General features: G+C 67.9%; 17 protein-coding genes. All 17 read left to right on the top strand.

Annotation, left to right across the window (positions count from 1 at the left end; translation table 11 throughout):
- Nucleotides 1–5 precede the first annotated feature (5 nt).
- On the top strand, nt 6–860 hold the full coding sequence (locus tag EJ105_RS25325) for a head maturation protease, ClpP-related (protein WP_250168526.1): 855 nt from the start codon (nt 6–8) through the stop codon (nt 858–860).
- An 11-nt stretch (nt 861–871) separates the two neighbouring features.
- Nucleotides 872–2164: a phage major capsid protein gene (locus tag EJ105_RS25320; protein WP_250168525.1), complete on the top strand. Its 1293-nt coding sequence runs from the start codon at nt 872–874 to the stop codon at nt 2162–2164.
- Between the two features lie 58 nt (nt 2165–2222).
- Complete coding sequence (locus tag EJ105_RS25315) at nt 2223–2621, top strand: hypothetical protein (protein ID WP_250168524.1); 399 nt, start codon at nt 2223–2225, stop codon at nt 2619–2621.
- A gap of 1 nt (nt 2622) precedes the next feature.
- Nucleotides 2623–3213 carry a head-tail connector protein gene (locus tag EJ105_RS25310; protein WP_250168523.1) on the top strand — a complete coding sequence of 197 codons (591 nt, stop codon included), beginning with the start codon at nt 2623–2625 and terminating at the stop codon, nt 3211–3213.
- A gap of 1 nt (nt 3214) precedes the next feature.
- Entirely contained in the window at nt 3215–3670 is a 456-nt protein-coding gene (locus tag EJ105_RS25305) for an HK97-gp10 family putative phage morphogenesis protein (protein WP_250168522.1), read from the top strand.
- Nucleotides 3667–4008 (top strand): hypothetical protein, encoded by a 342-nt coding sequence (locus EJ105_RS25300; RefSeq protein WP_250168521.1) that lies wholly within the window; start codon nt 3667–3669, stop codon nt 4006–4008. The genes EJ105_RS25305 and EJ105_RS25300 overlap by 4 nt, the downstream gene beginning before the upstream one ends.
- Nucleotides 4005–4226 (top strand): hypothetical protein, encoded by a 222-nt coding sequence (locus EJ105_RS25295; RefSeq protein ID WP_250168520.1) that lies wholly within the window; start codon nt 4005–4007, stop codon nt 4224–4226. Before EJ105_RS25300 ends, EJ105_RS25295 begins: the two co-directional genes overlap by 4 nt.
- A gap of 11 nt (nt 4227–4237) precedes the next feature.
- Complete coding sequence (locus EJ105_RS25290; protein ID WP_250168519.1) at nt 4238–4726, top strand: hypothetical protein; 489 nt, start codon at nt 4238–4240, stop codon at nt 4724–4726.
- Nucleotides 4726–5133, top strand: a complete 408-nt coding sequence (locus EJ105_RS25285) for a DUF3168 domain-containing protein (protein WP_250168518.1) — start codon at nt 4726–4728, stop codon at nt 5131–5133. Before EJ105_RS25290 ends, EJ105_RS25285 begins: the two co-directional genes overlap by 1 nt.
- On the top strand, nt 5130–5450 hold the full coding sequence (locus tag EJ105_RS25280; RefSeq protein WP_250168517.1) for a phage head closure protein: 321 nt from the start codon (nt 5130–5132) through the stop codon (nt 5448–5450). The genes EJ105_RS25285 and EJ105_RS25280 overlap by 4 nt, the downstream gene beginning before the upstream one ends.
- Entirely contained in the window at nt 5450–7810 is a 2361-nt protein-coding gene (locus EJ105_RS25275) for a hypothetical protein (RefSeq protein ID WP_250168516.1), read from the top strand. Before EJ105_RS25280 ends, EJ105_RS25275 begins: the two co-directional genes overlap by 1 nt.
- On the top strand, nt 7807–8187 hold the full coding sequence (locus tag EJ105_RS25270; protein ID WP_250168515.1) for a hypothetical protein: 381 nt from the start codon (nt 7807–7809) through the stop codon (nt 8185–8187). Before EJ105_RS25275 ends, EJ105_RS25270 begins: the two co-directional genes overlap by 4 nt.
- Before the next feature lies 1 nt (nt 8188).
- A complete protein-coding gene (locus EJ105_RS25265; RefSeq protein WP_250168514.1) occupies nt 8189–8722 on the top strand; it encodes a DUF1833 family protein in 534 nt (177 codons plus the stop codon).
- Nucleotides 8722–9144: a hypothetical protein gene (locus tag EJ105_RS25260; RefSeq protein WP_250168513.1), complete on the top strand. Its 423-nt coding sequence runs from the start codon at nt 8722–8724 to the stop codon at nt 9142–9144. Before EJ105_RS25265 ends, EJ105_RS25260 begins: the two co-directional genes overlap by 1 nt.
- Nucleotides 9145–9151: 7 nt before the next feature.
- Nucleotides 9152–13111: a host specificity factor TipJ family phage tail protein gene (locus EJ105_RS25255; RefSeq protein ID WP_250168512.1), complete on the top strand. Its 3960-nt coding sequence runs from the start codon at nt 9152–9154 to the stop codon at nt 13109–13111.
- Complete coding sequence (locus EJ105_RS25250) at nt 13108–13533, top strand: hypothetical protein (protein WP_250168511.1); 426 nt, start codon at nt 13108–13110, stop codon at nt 13531–13533. Before EJ105_RS25255 ends, EJ105_RS25250 begins: the two co-directional genes overlap by 4 nt.
- Nucleotides 13534–13554: 21 nt before the next feature.
- On the top strand, nt 13555–14858 hold a 1304-nt coding region (locus EJ105_RS25245), incomplete at its 3' end, for a phage head spike fiber domain-containing protein (protein ID WP_250168510.1).

Raw genomic sequence — 14858 nt, 5'->3', positions numbered from 1 at the left:
GGATCATGGCGAAGGCACGCCCTGGCGCCATGCCGATCCCGGCCGAGCGCATGGTGCAGGCGTTCACCTCGCCGGCCGCCCTGGAGCGGTGGGGCGAGGATGCCGCCGGCGTGCGGGCGCTCGTGCCGGGCGACAACGTGATCACCATGTTCGACATGATCGGCGAGGATTTCTGGAGCGGCGGCGGCGTGACCGCGAAGAAGGTGTCGCAGCAGCTGCGCGCCATCGGTGACCGCCCCGTCGAGGTGCAGATCAACTCGCCGGGCGGCGACGTGTTCGAAGGCCTCGCCATCTACAATGTGCTGCGCGAGCATCCGCAGGACATCACGGTCAAGGTCATGGGCTGGGCCGCCTCGGCCGCCAGCCTCATCGCCATGGCGGGCGACCGGATCGAGGTGGGCGCGGCCTCCTTCATCATGATCCACAATTCGTGGGTCGTGGCCGCCGGCAACCGGAACGATATGCGCGAGGTGGCCGACTGGCTGGAGCCCTTCGACCGGGCCATGGCCGATCTCTATGCGCAGCGATCGGGGCAGGACGCCGCAGCGATCGCGAAGTGGATGGACGCCGAAACCTACATGTCCGGCTCCATCGCGATCGAGCGCGGGTTCGCGGACGCACTCCTGCCGGCCGATGCGGTGAAGGTGGACGATGCCGCCCGCGCCTCCGACCGCGCCGTCAATGAGCTGCGCGCGCTGGAGCTGACCCTCGTTTCCGGCGGTATGACGCGTGCACAGGCGCGCAGCCGCATTTCCAAGATCAAGGGCACGCCGGGCGCTGCCCCTGAAGACGCCACGCCGGGCGCTGGCGACGACTGGACCGGCCTTGCGGCCGCGTTCCTTGACAATCTGAAATCCTGAAAGGGTTCGCCATGCATCACGTTTCGACCTCCGCCCTCATGGGCGCGACCGCGCTTGCCCCGGTTCCCCGCGCCGTCCACGCCGCGCCGCGCGCCGACGCCAGCAACCCGGCGCAGATCCTCGCCAAGCTCAATGAGGCTTTCGAGGAGTACAAGAAGACCAACGATGACCGGCTGAAGGCCAAGGCCGACGATACGGTCGTGAACGCCAAGCTGGAGAAGATCGATCAGGCGATCGAGGCCGCGCAGAAGGCCCTCGATGCCATCTCGGCACAGCAGGCGGCGGCCACGGCCAAGGCGGGCGGCGGTGCGGCGGCGCCGGCGGATCCCGAGTACAGCACCGCGTGGGGCGCCTTCTTCCGCGAAGGCGAGGGCGAGGCCCAGATCAAGGCCCTGAACAAGGCAGGGCCGCGCGCCGCGATGACGGTCGGCAGCAACCCGGATGGCGGCTATCTCGCGCCTGTCGAGTGGGACCGCACCATCACGGCGCGCCTGAAGGAGATCTCTCCCATCCGGCAGAACGCGCAGGTGCAGAGCATCAGCAAGCCGGGCTTCACCCGCGTCTACAACGATCGCACGGTGGGTTCGGGCTGGGTCGCCGAGAACGCCGCGCGCCCCGCCACCGGCACGCCGCAGGTGGCGCCCCTGACCTTCACGCCGGGCGAGCTGTACGCCTTCCCCTTCGCCTCCCAGACGCTCCTCGAAGACGCGGAAGTCGATATCGAGGGCTGGCTCGCGAGCGAGGTGGAGACCGAGTTCTCGCGTCAGGAGAACATCGCCTTCCTCGCCGGCGACGGCAGCGGCAAGCCCTACGGCATCCTCACCTATGTCACCGGCGCGGCCAACGCCGCCCGCCACCCGTGGGGCGCGATCGAGGTGGTGAACTCCGGCGAGGCTGCGGCCATCACCTCGGACGGCATCATCACCCTCATCTACACCCTGCCGGATGCCTTCCGCGCCGGGGCGAAGATGTACATGAACCGGCTCACCCGCATGGCGGTGCGCAAGCTGAAGGATGGGCAGGGCAACTATCTCTGGCAGCCCTCCTATCAGGTCGGCCAGCCTTCGACCCTCGCGGGCGAAGCGATCGTGGACGTGCCGGACATGCCGAACGTGGCCGCTGGCAACATCCCGATCCTCTACGGCGACATGGCGTCCACCTACCTGGTGGTGGATCGCGTCGGCATCTCGGTCCTGCGCGATGCCCTCACGAACAAGCCCTATGTCGGCTTCTACACCCGCAAGCGCGTGGGCGGCGGGGTGCAGAGCCCGGAGCCCATGAAGGCCATGAAGATCTCGGCCTGAGGTCGGACACGCATTCCGGCGGCGCTCCGGCGCCGCCGGCTCAATTCGGAGGATCAAGATGGCCGAGACCGAAGAAAACCAGATCATTGCTCCCGAGGCTCCGGCGCCCGAAGAGGTCGCCCCGGCCGTCGATGCTCCGGCGCCCGAAGAGGTCGCCCCGGCCGCCGAGGCCCCGGCGTCCGAAGAGGTCGCCCCGGCCGTCGATGCTCCGGCGCCCGAAGAGGTCGCCCCGGCCGTCGAGGCTCCGGCGCCCGAAGAGGTCGCCCCGGCCGTCGAGGCTCCGGCGCCCGAACAGGTCGCCCCAGCCGCCGAGGCCCCGGCGCCTGAAGAGGTCATCCCCGTCCAGCTTCTGCGGCTCGTGCCGACCGTGGGCGAGCCGGACATGAATGATACGCGCCTCGACGGCGCCGCCATTGTCGAGGCGGCACTGGCGCGGCAGGCGGCCGATGAGGCCTGACGTGCTGGCGCCCGTTAGGGTCTCGGCTCCCGCCCTTCCGCTCCTCACGGTCGAAGAGGCAAAGCTCGCCCTGAAGATGGACCTGTCCGAGGATGATGGCCTGATCGAGGATCTGATCGCGGCGGCGGAAAGTTTGCTGGACGGGTACAGCGGCGAGCTGGGGCGGACGCTGGTGACGCAGGTATGGCGGCAGGATCTGCCGTGCTTCCCAGCCTGCGGCGTCATCCGCCTGCCCCTCGCTCCGGTGCGGGCGGTCTCCTCCGTGACCTATTGGGGATCGGATGGCGTCTCCCGCCCGCTGGCTGCACAGGTCTATGGTGGGGTGCTGAATGGCTCTGCAGACCCCTATCTGAAGCTCGCCTATGGCCAGTCCTGGCCTGCCACCTATCCCCGCGACGATGCGGTGTCCGTGACATTCGAGGCGGGGTACGGTGCGCCGGAAGATGTTCCGCCCGCCATTCGCCGGGCGGCGCTCCTCATCGTCGCCCACCTCTATGAGAACCGGGAGGCGGTGACGGTCGGCGTCTCCGCGTCCGACCTTCCGTTCGGCGCGAACCGCCTCACGGCCAATTTCCGGCGGGTGCGGGTGTAGCGTGGCGAAGGTGGACAACGGGCTTGCCCGTCTCAACCGGCGCCTCAATGCCATTCCGCAGAATGTCCGGGCCGCCGTGCAGCCGGCCCTTCTCAAAGCCGGCAATGCGCTCGCGGACGACATGCGCGCGCTCGCGCCTGTCGATGACGGCGACCTGAAGGAAAGTATCGCCGTGACGCCGGGCGGCTCCTCTACACCGGCCTATTCCCAGCCGGGCGGGCGGCAGGTGGTGCCGGAACTGCAGGTGCTTGTGACCGCCGGCAATACCAAGGTGCGCTACGCCCACCTGGTGGAGTTCGGGACCGCTCCCCACGAAAACCGGGGCCTCTTCGAGGGCACCCGCCACCCCGGCACCAAGGCCGAGCCCTTCTTTTGGCCTGCCTTCCGCCTGCACCGGAAGAAGCTCGCCTCAGCCATCAAGCGGGCCATCCGCAAAGCGGTGAAAGACGCCAAATGACAGACCTTCTCGACGGCCACGTGAGCCTCGCCCTCGGTGGCGACACCTTCACCCTGGCGCCCACCCTCGGCGCGGCCATGGCACTGTGCCGGGCGCACCAGAGCTTCGGGGCGTTGATCGACAAGCTGGAGGCCTATGACCTCCCGGCGGCGATCGACGTGACGCGGGCCGGCATCGGCCTGTCCGCCCCCGGCGATCTCGATGCCCGCGTCTATGACGCCGGCGTCATGAACATCGCGCCGGACCTGATCCGGTTCGTGATCCTCCTCGCCAATGGCGGGCGCAGCCCGAAGGCGGAGGCGGAAGACAAGCCGGGATCCCGCCCTTTCGACGCATGAGCCACGCGGACTATCACGCATGGCTCTTCAAGGCCGCGACGGGCTGGCTGGGCTGGACCCCGGCCGTCGCCCTCGCGACCCCCATCCCGCAGATCGCCGCCGCCCATGACGGGCGGATCGACATGCTCGCCGCCCTGTTCGGCGGGCGGAAGGAGGCCGCGCCACAGGCTCCGCTGACGGCGGCGGCCTTCGACGCGATGTTCACAGCCAAAGGTTAGGAGCAAACACCATGGCACTCTTCAGCGCGAGCGGATCGAAGATCTTCATCGGGGCCGTCAAGGTACCCGGACCCGCCGACTTCGTGGCGGCCGACTTCACCGCCGAGGACTGGACCGAGATCGATGAAGTCGAAAGCATCGGCTCCTTCGGCGACACGGCGGAGCTGATCACGTCCAACGTTCTGAGTAAGGGGCGCACCCGCAAGGTGAAGGGCGTGAAGAATGCGGGCGCCATGGAAGTCATCATGAATGCCGACTATGGCGACGAAGGGCAGCTCGCCCTGCGCGCCGCCGCCGCCGCGCGTGACAGCTACGCCTTCAAGGTGGAGTTCGCCGACAAGCCGGCGGCCGGGGCTTCGCCGAAGAACTCGGCGCGCTACTTCACGGCCCTGGTGATGTCGGCGAGCGACCAGATGGATGAGGCGAACGCCACCATCAAGCTCACGTCCACGCTGGAGATCGACTCCAACGTGGTTGTCGTGCACGCCTCCGCCACCTGATGGCCCCGGACCGCGCCCTGCAAAGGGCGCTCCTCGCGCGGTTCCTCGCGGCGCCGGAACTCCTCGCGCTGGTGCCGGCCGCCAACATCGTCGATGGGGACGGCGCGCCGCAGCGCTTCCCCTCGATCCTGTTCGGAGAAGGGCAGTCGGTGCGCGAGCCGCAATCCCTCTGCGGGCGCGAGCGGCGCCTCTACGCCACGCTGCATGTCTGGACGAAGAATGCGCCGCTCGCCCGCGACATCGCAGACGGCATCGTGGCGGCCGTGGAAGGCGCGACGCTGCCGCTTGAAGGCGGGCACAGGGCGGTGACGGCCCTCGTGTCGTCGTCGCGCCTCCTGCGCGACCCGGACGGGGAGACCTCCCATGGCGTCGTCACCGTCGAAAGCCTCGTGGAGGTTGCCCGGTGAAGGCGGGACAGATGGACCGGCGCATCACGATCGAGCGCGGAACCGAGGCGCGGGACGCAGACGGGGTGCTGACCACCACATGGGCGCCGGTGGCGACCTTGTGGGCAAGCCTCATCCAGTCCAGCACCTCGGAATTCCTGCAGGGCTCCGGCCTGCAGGGCGACACCGCCACGATCTTCCGCACCCGCTGGCTCGCCGGCGTGACCACGCGTGACCGCATCCGCTTCGACGGGGTGGGTTACGACATCAAGGAAATCAAGGAACTCGGCCGCAGGCGCGGCCTGGAGATCCGCACCATTGCACGGGGAGTGGACTGATGGCCGGCGAAGAGGAACGTCTTGTCGTTGCCCTTGAGGCGCGGATCCGCGATTTCGAAAAGAACTTCGAGAAGGCGAAGGCCGTCTCCAACCGCCGCTTTCTGGAGATCGAGAAGCGGGCGCAGCAGAATGCCGTGAACCTGAAGAACTATTTCAACGGGTCCACGGCCTCGATAAGCTCCGCCTTCGAGGCGCTCGGCGGCGCCGGCATCATCGCCAGCGGCGGCATCGCCGGTGCCATCACGACGCTCAAGGCGGCGGCCACCTCCGTGGCGGATCTCGCGGCCGAGGCGCAGAAGGCCGGCGTCGCCTTCGAGCCCTTTCAGGAGCTGAAGTTTGCGGCCGAACAGGCGCGCGTCGGCGTGGATGCGCTGACCGATGGCCTGAAGGAAATGCAGCTGCGGGCGGATGAGTTCATCCGCACCGGCGCGGGATCGAGCGAGGAGGCGTTCAAGCGCCTCGGCTATACGGCCGGCGAGCTGAAACAGAAGCTGCAGGATCCCGCCGCCCTGTTCGAAGAGATCATCGACAAGATGAAGCGCTTCAGCAAGGCGGGGCAGATCCGGATCTCGGATGAGATATTCGGTGGCACCGGCGGCGAGCAGTTCCTGCGGTTCATGGATCAAGGGATTGGCTCGATCTCGAAGGCGCGCGAGGAGGCACGGCGCCTCGGTCTCGTCATGTCGGATGAGGTGGCGAAAGAGGCGGCCAAGGTCGCCAAGATGTTCGACATGCTGGCGCTCAAGATCGAGGTCGCGCTGAAGTCCGGCGTCCTCGAAGGCGCCGCCGCGCTGGAGAAGTACAAGACGGAAATCCTCGCGATCGGCGTCGCGATCGGTGCCGTCACCTTCGGCATCGTGCTTGGTCCTCTCGCCGCGTCGCTGGCCTCGGCGGCGGCGGCGGCGGTCACGGCGGCCGGCAGGATCACGGCCCTCAATGCCACCATTCTCGCCGTTGCGGCGGCGCAGCGCACGGCCGCGCTCGCGTCGGCCGGTCTCAGTGCCGCCTTGAGCCTTCTCGGCGGCCCTTGGGGCATTGTCATCGCTGCGGCGGTCGGGACCATTGCCGCGCTCGCTCTCCGGCAGGACCAAGCGAAGGTGGCGGCCGAGGCGCACAAGAGCGCGATGGGAGACCTCGACGGGGCCATTGCGCGGGTCAAAGCTGGCGCGCCTGATGCCAAGGAAGAGCTGAAGGCCCTGGCCGACCAGCACGTGACCAATGCCGAGAAGGCGCTCGCCGATGCAAGGGCCGAACTGGAATACGCTCGCGCCGTCGCGGCCAACCAGAAAGTGGGCGGGTGGGCCGGCAAGTACAACGCGAAGATGCCGACCGCCGACACGGCAGAAATGACGGCGGCGCTGGAAAAGTACATCGCGGCCGTCGATCTTGCGCAGAAGCGGCTCGATGAATTGAAGGCGAGTGTTGAGGGGGTGAAGCCCCCGGGGACGAAGCCGGACCCCTCCATCGGCTACGGCTTCAAGGATGTGCAGAAAACCATGTCGGAGCGCCTGCGGGATCTTCAGCAGGAACAGGCGCAGCTCGGCATGACGACGCAGGCCGCCGCCGAATACAAGTTCATGATGGACGCCATCAACATGGCGCAGGAGCACAATCTCAAGCTCTCGCCGGAACAGCTCCAGCAACTCCAGATGCTCGCCGCGCGCTATGGCGATGTGACGGCCGCCATTGAGAAGACGAAGGCGTCGCAGGAGCGCCAGCGCGAGATGCAGCAGGAGGTGGGCAATCTCGCGCAAAGCTCGATCATGGGTCTGATCGACGGAACGAAGAGCTGGAATGACGTGCTGAAGGACAGCATCAAGCTCCTCGCGGAAATGGCGCTGAAGGCGGCCTTGCTCGGCGAGGGGCCGCTCGGATCGGGCGGCGGCGGCATTATCGGGGGTGTCATCAAAGAGGTCGGGGGCTCCTTCAAATTTGCCGATGGTGGCGTGATGACCCCGCAAGGCCCCCGCAAGCTGAAGAAGTATGCGCGTGGCGGCGTCTCGCGGAACGCGGCGATCTTCGGCGAGGCCGGGCCGGAAGCGGCCGTGCCCCTGCCGGACGGCCGCCGGATCCCGGTGGATGTGCGCGTGCCGATCTCCCCCGCTGAGACCATGATCCGCAACGCCTTCAGTAACAATGTGAGCGTCTCCCCCTCCTTCGTGATCAACCAGACCGGCGGCGGGAACGACGGGCGCGCCAGCGACCGGGATAACCTCCGGGCCGCGCTGCGCGACGCCACGGCGGATATCGAGGCCATGGTGCGCAAGGTCTTCGCCGCCGACATGACCACCATGGGGCCAATGGGGCAGGCCGTGCGCGCCCGCTTCGGCCTCAATCCCATGCGGGGTGTCGGCCGATGAGCCTTCCCGTCTGGCCTGCCTCCGTGCCCTATGAGCCGCTGCGGGACGCCTGGGATGTGAAGCCGATCCGGGATCCGCTGGAAACCGAGATGGAAGCCGGCAACGTGCGCATGCGGCGGCGCCCCGGCGATGCCCTGCCGCTCCTCAAATGGTCGGCCGATCTCTCGGCGGCCGAGTTCGCGACCTTCCTCGCGTTCGTGTCGGGATCGCTGTTCGGCGCGTCCGTCCGGTTCACGATGCCCGTCAGTCTCGACGGCGCGGCGTTCGCGGCGCGCACGGTGCAGATGCGCGCCGGAACGCTCGGGTGGAGCGCGAGCGGCGACAAGGTGCGCGTCGTCTTCGATCTCTACGTGTTCCCCGCATCCGTGGTGTCCTGACATGGGGGATCTGTGGACTGAGGCATGGGCCGAGGCCGAGGCCTCATGCCCCAACAGCGTGCTCGTCTTCGACACGATCGAGTTGCAGCACCCCGCGTTCCTTGAGAGCGGCGCGCCCATTCCCCTGCGCTTCGTCTGCGATGTAGAGCCGCGCACCTTCGGGATCGAGCCCGGCGCGACGTTCGATGCCGGCGAGCTGGCGGAGTTCACCCCCATCGCCTTTTCTGCGGACGCGCCCAACTTCTCGGAACAGCAGGTGCCGCAGTGTCGTGTGGTCATCGATAACGTGGCGCGCGACGTGATGCCCTACCTTGAAGCGGCGATCGGCTACAGGGCAGATCTCAAGGTGCTGTTCCGGCAGTACCGCGAGGATGACGTGAGCGAGCCGGCCTGCGGGCCGTGGGAATTCCTCCTGCGCAAGGTGACGGTCGCCGGGTCCACTGTCGAAGGCACCGCCTCATTCGATGATCTCACCAACATGAAGTTCCCGCGCCGGATCTATTCGCGCCGGGAATTCAGCTCGTTGATCGCCTGATGACGGCGGACGCGACGGCCCGCGCGGCCTACCTCACCAGCCTCATCGGCCGGCCATGGTCTCCCGGCGCCTCGTGCTGGCACCTCGCGTGCGAGGTGGAGGCGGCCTTGTGGGAGCGCCACCTCCCTGCGGTGGAGATCCCGGACGCGGTGACCTGGCGGTGGATGGTGGACACCCTTGCCGCCCACCCGGAGCGGGGGCACTGGCGAGAGCTTGCCGCCGATCCGGCGGGCCTCGTGGCGGCGCCGGACGGCGCCCTTGTGCTCATGGCACGCGTCACCCAAGGCGCGCACGTGGGCATTTGGCTCCAGCCGGAGGGGCGGGTGCTGCACGCCGATGCCGAAGCCGGCGTCGCTCTCGACGCCATGGTGACCCTGCGCGCCCGTGGATGGGCGCGCCTGCGGTTCTTCGAGCCCATCTGAGGACACGATGCACGAAGCGGTTCACATCGTCCTGCCGGGACAGGTGCTCGGCCGGGCGCAGCCCCGTGCGCGCGAAACGGTCGCCGGCTTCCTGCGCCGCGCGCGGCGATCGGGCGGTGCGCCGCGCGCCTGGGCAACCGACATCCTGCCGACCGTCGTCGCCATCAACGGCGAGCCGGTGCTGCGCGCCGACTGGCGCCGGCGCCGCCTCCGCGCCTCGGATCGGCTGGTGGTCATGTCGAGGCCGCTCGGCGGGAGCCGGGCGCAGAACAAGCAGGTGCTCGGCCTCGTGGCGCTGGTGGGCCTCTCGCTCCTCGCGCCGGGCGTGGGCACGTGGATCGCGGGCCTCGGCCTCGGGATCTCCGCCAGTGTCGGCAGCGCGGCCTTCCTCATCGGCGGATCGTTCCTCGTCTCGACGCTGGTGAAGGCCAAGGCGGGCGGACAGGATGACGACGCCGGACAGGTCTACAGCTTCGGAAAGCAGGCCAACTCGGCCCGGCTCCTGCAGAGCATCCCCGTCAGCTACGGGCGGGTGAAGAGGGCTCCCGACTATGCCGCCGTGCCATGGTCGGAATACATCGGCAACGATGAATATCTGAACATCCTGTTGTCCGAAGGCTGCGGGCGCTACAGCCGCGAACAGATCCTCATGGATGACACCATCCTTTGGGACGCGGCGACGGGCGTGAACCCTGAGTTCACCGGCGTGTCTGTCGCCTTCTATGAGCCGGGCGAAGAGGTCACGCTCTTCCCGGTCAATGTCTATTCCTCGCCGGAGGTGTCGGGGCAGGAGCTGCCGAAGCCTGCGGACGGCTACGTGGGCGGCTTCATCTCGGCGCCGGCGGGCACCACCACCACGGATCTCGCGCTCGATGTCGCCGCGCCGGGCGGCCTCTACACGACGAATTCGGACGGCGACCGGCGGCCCTTCTTCGTGCCCATCGTGGCGGAGTATCGGCCGGTGAACGACCTTGGCGCCCCCACGGGCGGGTGGTCGCAGCTCCTCGCCGAAAGCCTCGGCGGCGTGACGAACAAGCCCAAGCGTTGGAGCTTCAAGGTGACGGTGGCGCCCGGCCGCTATGAGGTTCGCCTGAAGCGGTCCTCGGCGCCGAGCACGGACAGCAACGTCTCGGACACGATCGTGTGGATGGGCCTGCGCGCCTTCCTGTCGGGGGCGCGGGCTTTCGCCGGCGTCAGCACGATCGCGCTCCGGCTGAAGGCGACGCAGCAACTGACCTCGGCCGCAGCGCAGGCCCTGAAGGTGATCGAGACCCGGATCCTGCCGGTGTGGTCGGGATCGGCCTGGGTGGAACAGCCGACGCGCTCGCCGGCCTGGGCATTCTGGGACATGGCGACCAACACCGACTATGGCGCGCGTCGGTCGGCCGCGAAGGTGGACCTGCAGGGCGTGTTGGCGCTGGCGGCGACGGCGGCGGCGCGGGGCGATTGCTTCGACTATGAGTTCACGTCCTCGGTCGGCGTCCCGGAGGCCTTCGACACGGCCTTGGCGACGGTTCGGGCGAAGCACCGTTGGGCCGGCGATATGCTCACGCTGGTGCGCGACGAATGGCGCGCGGTGCCGAGCATGCTGCTCACGGATCGGGAGACGGTGCGCGGCACCTTCGCCGTGGACTATGAGTTCGCCTCTTCCGACGCGGCCGATGCGGTCATCGTCGAATATGTGGATGAGACCACCTGGCAGGCCGAGGAGGTCCAGTATCCCGCCGCCGTCGTGGCCGAGAACCCGATGCGCATGCAGATCCCCGGCATCGCGCAGCGGGCGCAGGCCTATCGCGAGGCCGGTTTCCACTACCGGCAGAACGTCTATCGCCGGGTGCGCCCCTCGGTCACCACGGAACACGATGGGCGGCTGATCAGCCTCGGCGAGCACGTGCAGATCCAGTCCGACTTGCCGGGGGCGTGGGGCGCCGCCGGCGTGGTTGCGGCACGAGCCGGGGCGACCCTAACCCTTGAGCCTCCGCCGGCATGGGCGGGCGCGGGGCAGCACTACGTGGTGCTGCGGGACAGGACGGGCGCGGCCTTTGGACCGGTGAAATGCGCACGGGGCGGATCGGATGCCCTCTGCGTCCTCGATGCGGCGGATCTTGCCATTGTCGAGACGGCGCAGGGGCAGACACTGGCGGCGGTGCTCGCGCGTGCCGAAGGATCGGAGCTGCCGACCTTCGCCCATGGAATGGGATCCGCGTGGCAGCGCCGGTGCATCGCCCTGTCCGGGGCGCCGAACGGCGACCGGGTGTCCCTGACCTTCGTCGTGGATGATCCGCGCGTCCATGACGACGATGGCGCGCCCGATCCCCTTCCGGGCCTGCCATCCCTCAGCCTGCCGAAGGCGCCCATCGTCGCGGGATTGCTCGCGACGGTGGAACAGAACGTGTTGGAGCCGGTGCTTTCCGCCTCGTGGTTTCCTGCATCCGGGGCGACCTTCTACCGGGTGCGGATCTCCTACGACGAAGGAGATAGCTGGGCTTCGCTCCCGGATGTGACGACGGCGGAACTCTCCGTGGTGGTGGAGCCGGCGGCGCTCCGGCTTCAGGTCTCCGCCGTGGGTGCGACGCAGGGGCCGTGGGCGACGGTGGACGTGGCCGCGCCGGTCATCGATGCCAGCAAGCTCCCGGTATCTGCCGAGCAATTCACGGGGCCAACCCATGACCTCGTGGTCGAACGTGTTCAGTCCGCCCTTTCCTCGATCCGGAATGAGCTTTCTGGGCTTGCATTAGTGGTTGCGGATGCGGACGCGGCCGGCATGCTTGAGCGGCAGGAAATCGCTCGCTCGCTCACAGTTCGGATCGGCGCTGCCGTCGCGAACTTCAAAGAGGAGATCACCGTTGCTGTCGGCCCTGACAGCGCGCTGGCCGCACAGATCACGACGTTGCAGGCATCCTTGGAGACTGCTGATGCGAGCCTCGCGGCTTCTATCAGCAGCGAGAGTGGAGCGCGGGTATCTGGCGACACAGCGCTGGCCGCGCAGATCACGACGTTGCAGGCATCCTTGGAGACTGCTGATGCGAGCCTCGCGGCTTCTATCAGCAGCGAGAGTGGAGCGCGGGTATCTGGCGACACGGCGCTGGCCGCGCAGATCACGGACCTCACCGCAACTGTTGGCGGCCTGAGTGCCAGCCTCAATGTGAGCTTCGTGGCGGACGTGACGCCGGCCGGCGCGCTCGCGGCCTTTCGGGCCAAGGCGATGGCCGAGGGTGCCGAAGCCGGCATGCTGATCGTCGCAAAGTCTGGCCCCGGCGGAGCCTATAGCGAGGTCTGGTTTGACGCCGATCGCTTCCTCATCACCTCGGGAGGTGCGAACCCAACGGCGGCCTTTCTGGTGGACAGCTCCGGCCCGACCCCCAAAATCTACATCGCCGCCGATGTCATCGCCGATGGCACCATCACCGCACCGAAGATCGCCGCTGGCGCTGTGAAGACGATCAATCTTGAGGCATCGTCTATCACCACCGACAAGATCATCATCGGCGGCGTGGCGACGACCAACATCGCGCCGGGAGCGGTGACGGCGTTCGTCACCGAAACCCTGACGACATCCCTTCCGCCACCGTCCACCCCCACGGCGACGACGATCACGGTGTTCACGACATCGATCGTCCGCACGGCAGGATCGTCCTGCATCATCCGGGCGAACATCGGCACGAACGCCTGGAATATGCCTTACACCGATCGCGGCAGCGGGACAGTGCCGGTCACAGTATATCGCTCGGTCGCCGGCGCCGCCGAGACGGTTGTCTACAGCGAAACGCTGTTCATCGGCGCATATCCGGCTGGATATTCGTTCGGAACGATGATGATCAACTTTGGAGGCAATCCGCTTCCTCTGGAGTTTCTCGATACTGCAAACATATCCGGATCGACCACCTATCGCGTTGTGGTCGGCGGCGTCGGTTCATCCGGCTTCTACGGGTCGCGCATCATCTCCATGACCGAGTACAAGCGATGATCTTCATCAAGTATGACAACCGCACGGGCGAGATCCTTTCGGTGCTCAACGTCACGCGCCTTGAGGATGCTCTGGCGGCAGTGCGCAGCGGGCGGGAGGAGTTGCTCCTCGCGCCTGCTGACCTTCCGGACCCAGCCACCCATTACGTCGCGGACGGCGTAGTGGCGACCCGGCCGGATGCGCCCCTCCTCGAGGCCGAGGAACTTATGGTCATCGTGGGCGAGCGGGTGGATCTCGCGCGGAACCTGCCGGATGGTACGGCCTGCATGTTCGCCGGCGGCCCCGGCGCTCCGGAAGCGCTCGTGGGCGGTGGCGTCGCGGCGGCTATGCCCACGCGGCCCGGCGCATGGACGGCGGAGATCGTTCCGCCATGGCCGCAGCGGGTGGCGCGCTGCCGCATTGTCGTTACCGCCGGCGCCTGACGGCAGCTCAAGGATCGCTTCATGTCTTTCAGCGACTTCTATGCGACCGGCACCGTGACGGTGCCGGCGGGTGGCACCGCCGTGATTGGCGCCGGTACGCTCTGGAGCACGCCCATCGTCGCGGGCGATACTCTGGAAGCCGGCGGGCGGGCCGTGCGGATCCTCGATGTGGTGGACAATACCCACCTCACCCTGGCCTATGGCTGGCCTGGGGCAGCGCTTGCGGGATCATCCTACATCATCGTGTACAATTCGCCCTCGCGCAGCACCGGCACCTATGTGGCCGAGCGGGTGCGCGAGCTGATCGAGCGCCAGCGTGTTCTCGACGATGCCGTGGCGACCTATGCGGCGGTTTCGGTCGGCCTCGACACGCCGCCGGGCGCGCCGGTGGAAGGCGACCTCTATGTGGTGGGCACATGGCCCACGGGCGCGTGGGTCGGCTATGCCGGCTATCTCGCCATCTGGAGCGGCACCGCGTGGCGCTTCACCCCGCCCGCGCAGGGCATGCAGGTGGTGGCGCTCGATACCGACATGATGTGGCGGCGCACGGCGGCCGGCTGGAGCATGTGGGTGCTGGGCGACCGGCTCGCTCTCAACGGCCGCACACCCATGCTGGTGGCGGACTTCGTGCGCGACCAGTACCGGCTCAACGGCTCGGGGATCTCGGCCAGCGAGCTTTTCGCGCGCTCCGGCGTCGGCAAGCGCGTCATCGGTGTCAGCGGACTGGTGGAGGTGGTGCCGGACAATATCCTGGCATTCGACCATTCGGCCGGCCGCCGGCACATGATGTTCGAGGGAGCCGCGACGAATTACATCCGATATTCCAATGATTTCGCAGGCACCGGATGGTTCAAGGACGGCGGCTCGACTATCACGGCGAATGCAGCCGCCGCCCCCGATGGGGCGATGACGGCGGACCGGTGCCAGATAGCCTCATATCTGGGCTGCGATCTGGGCACCAATATCACGTCGCGCGCCACATTCTCAGTGTGGCTCCGGAGCGCGACCGGTGCCAACCAGACCGTCCAGATGTACCTGGCCTACTCCACGCCCGACGGCGTCGCGGCGAACCAGAATTTTACCGTCACGACGACGTGGCAGCGCTTCACGCTCACTGGCACGCCGCCGCCCGGCGTGACGGGGTTCCGTCCGGTCATCGCGGCGGGCGATGTTTATGCGTGGGGCGCTCAGTTCGAGACAGGCTCGGCCGCCACGTCGCTAATCGCCACCGCCGGCAGCGCCACCACCAGACCCGCCGATTTGGCACCATGGTCCGGCAAGGCGGTAGGGGCGGTGAACACGACAGGCTGCACGCTGGCCTTCAG

It is taken from the genome of Xanthobacter aminoxidans, assembly GCF_023571765.1.
In the GTDB taxonomy this organism is placed as follows: Bacteria; Pseudomonadota; Alphaproteobacteria; order Rhizobiales; family Xanthobacteraceae; genus Xanthobacter; species Xanthobacter aminoxidans.
This window is presented reverse-complemented; position numbering and strand designations above follow the sequence as displayed.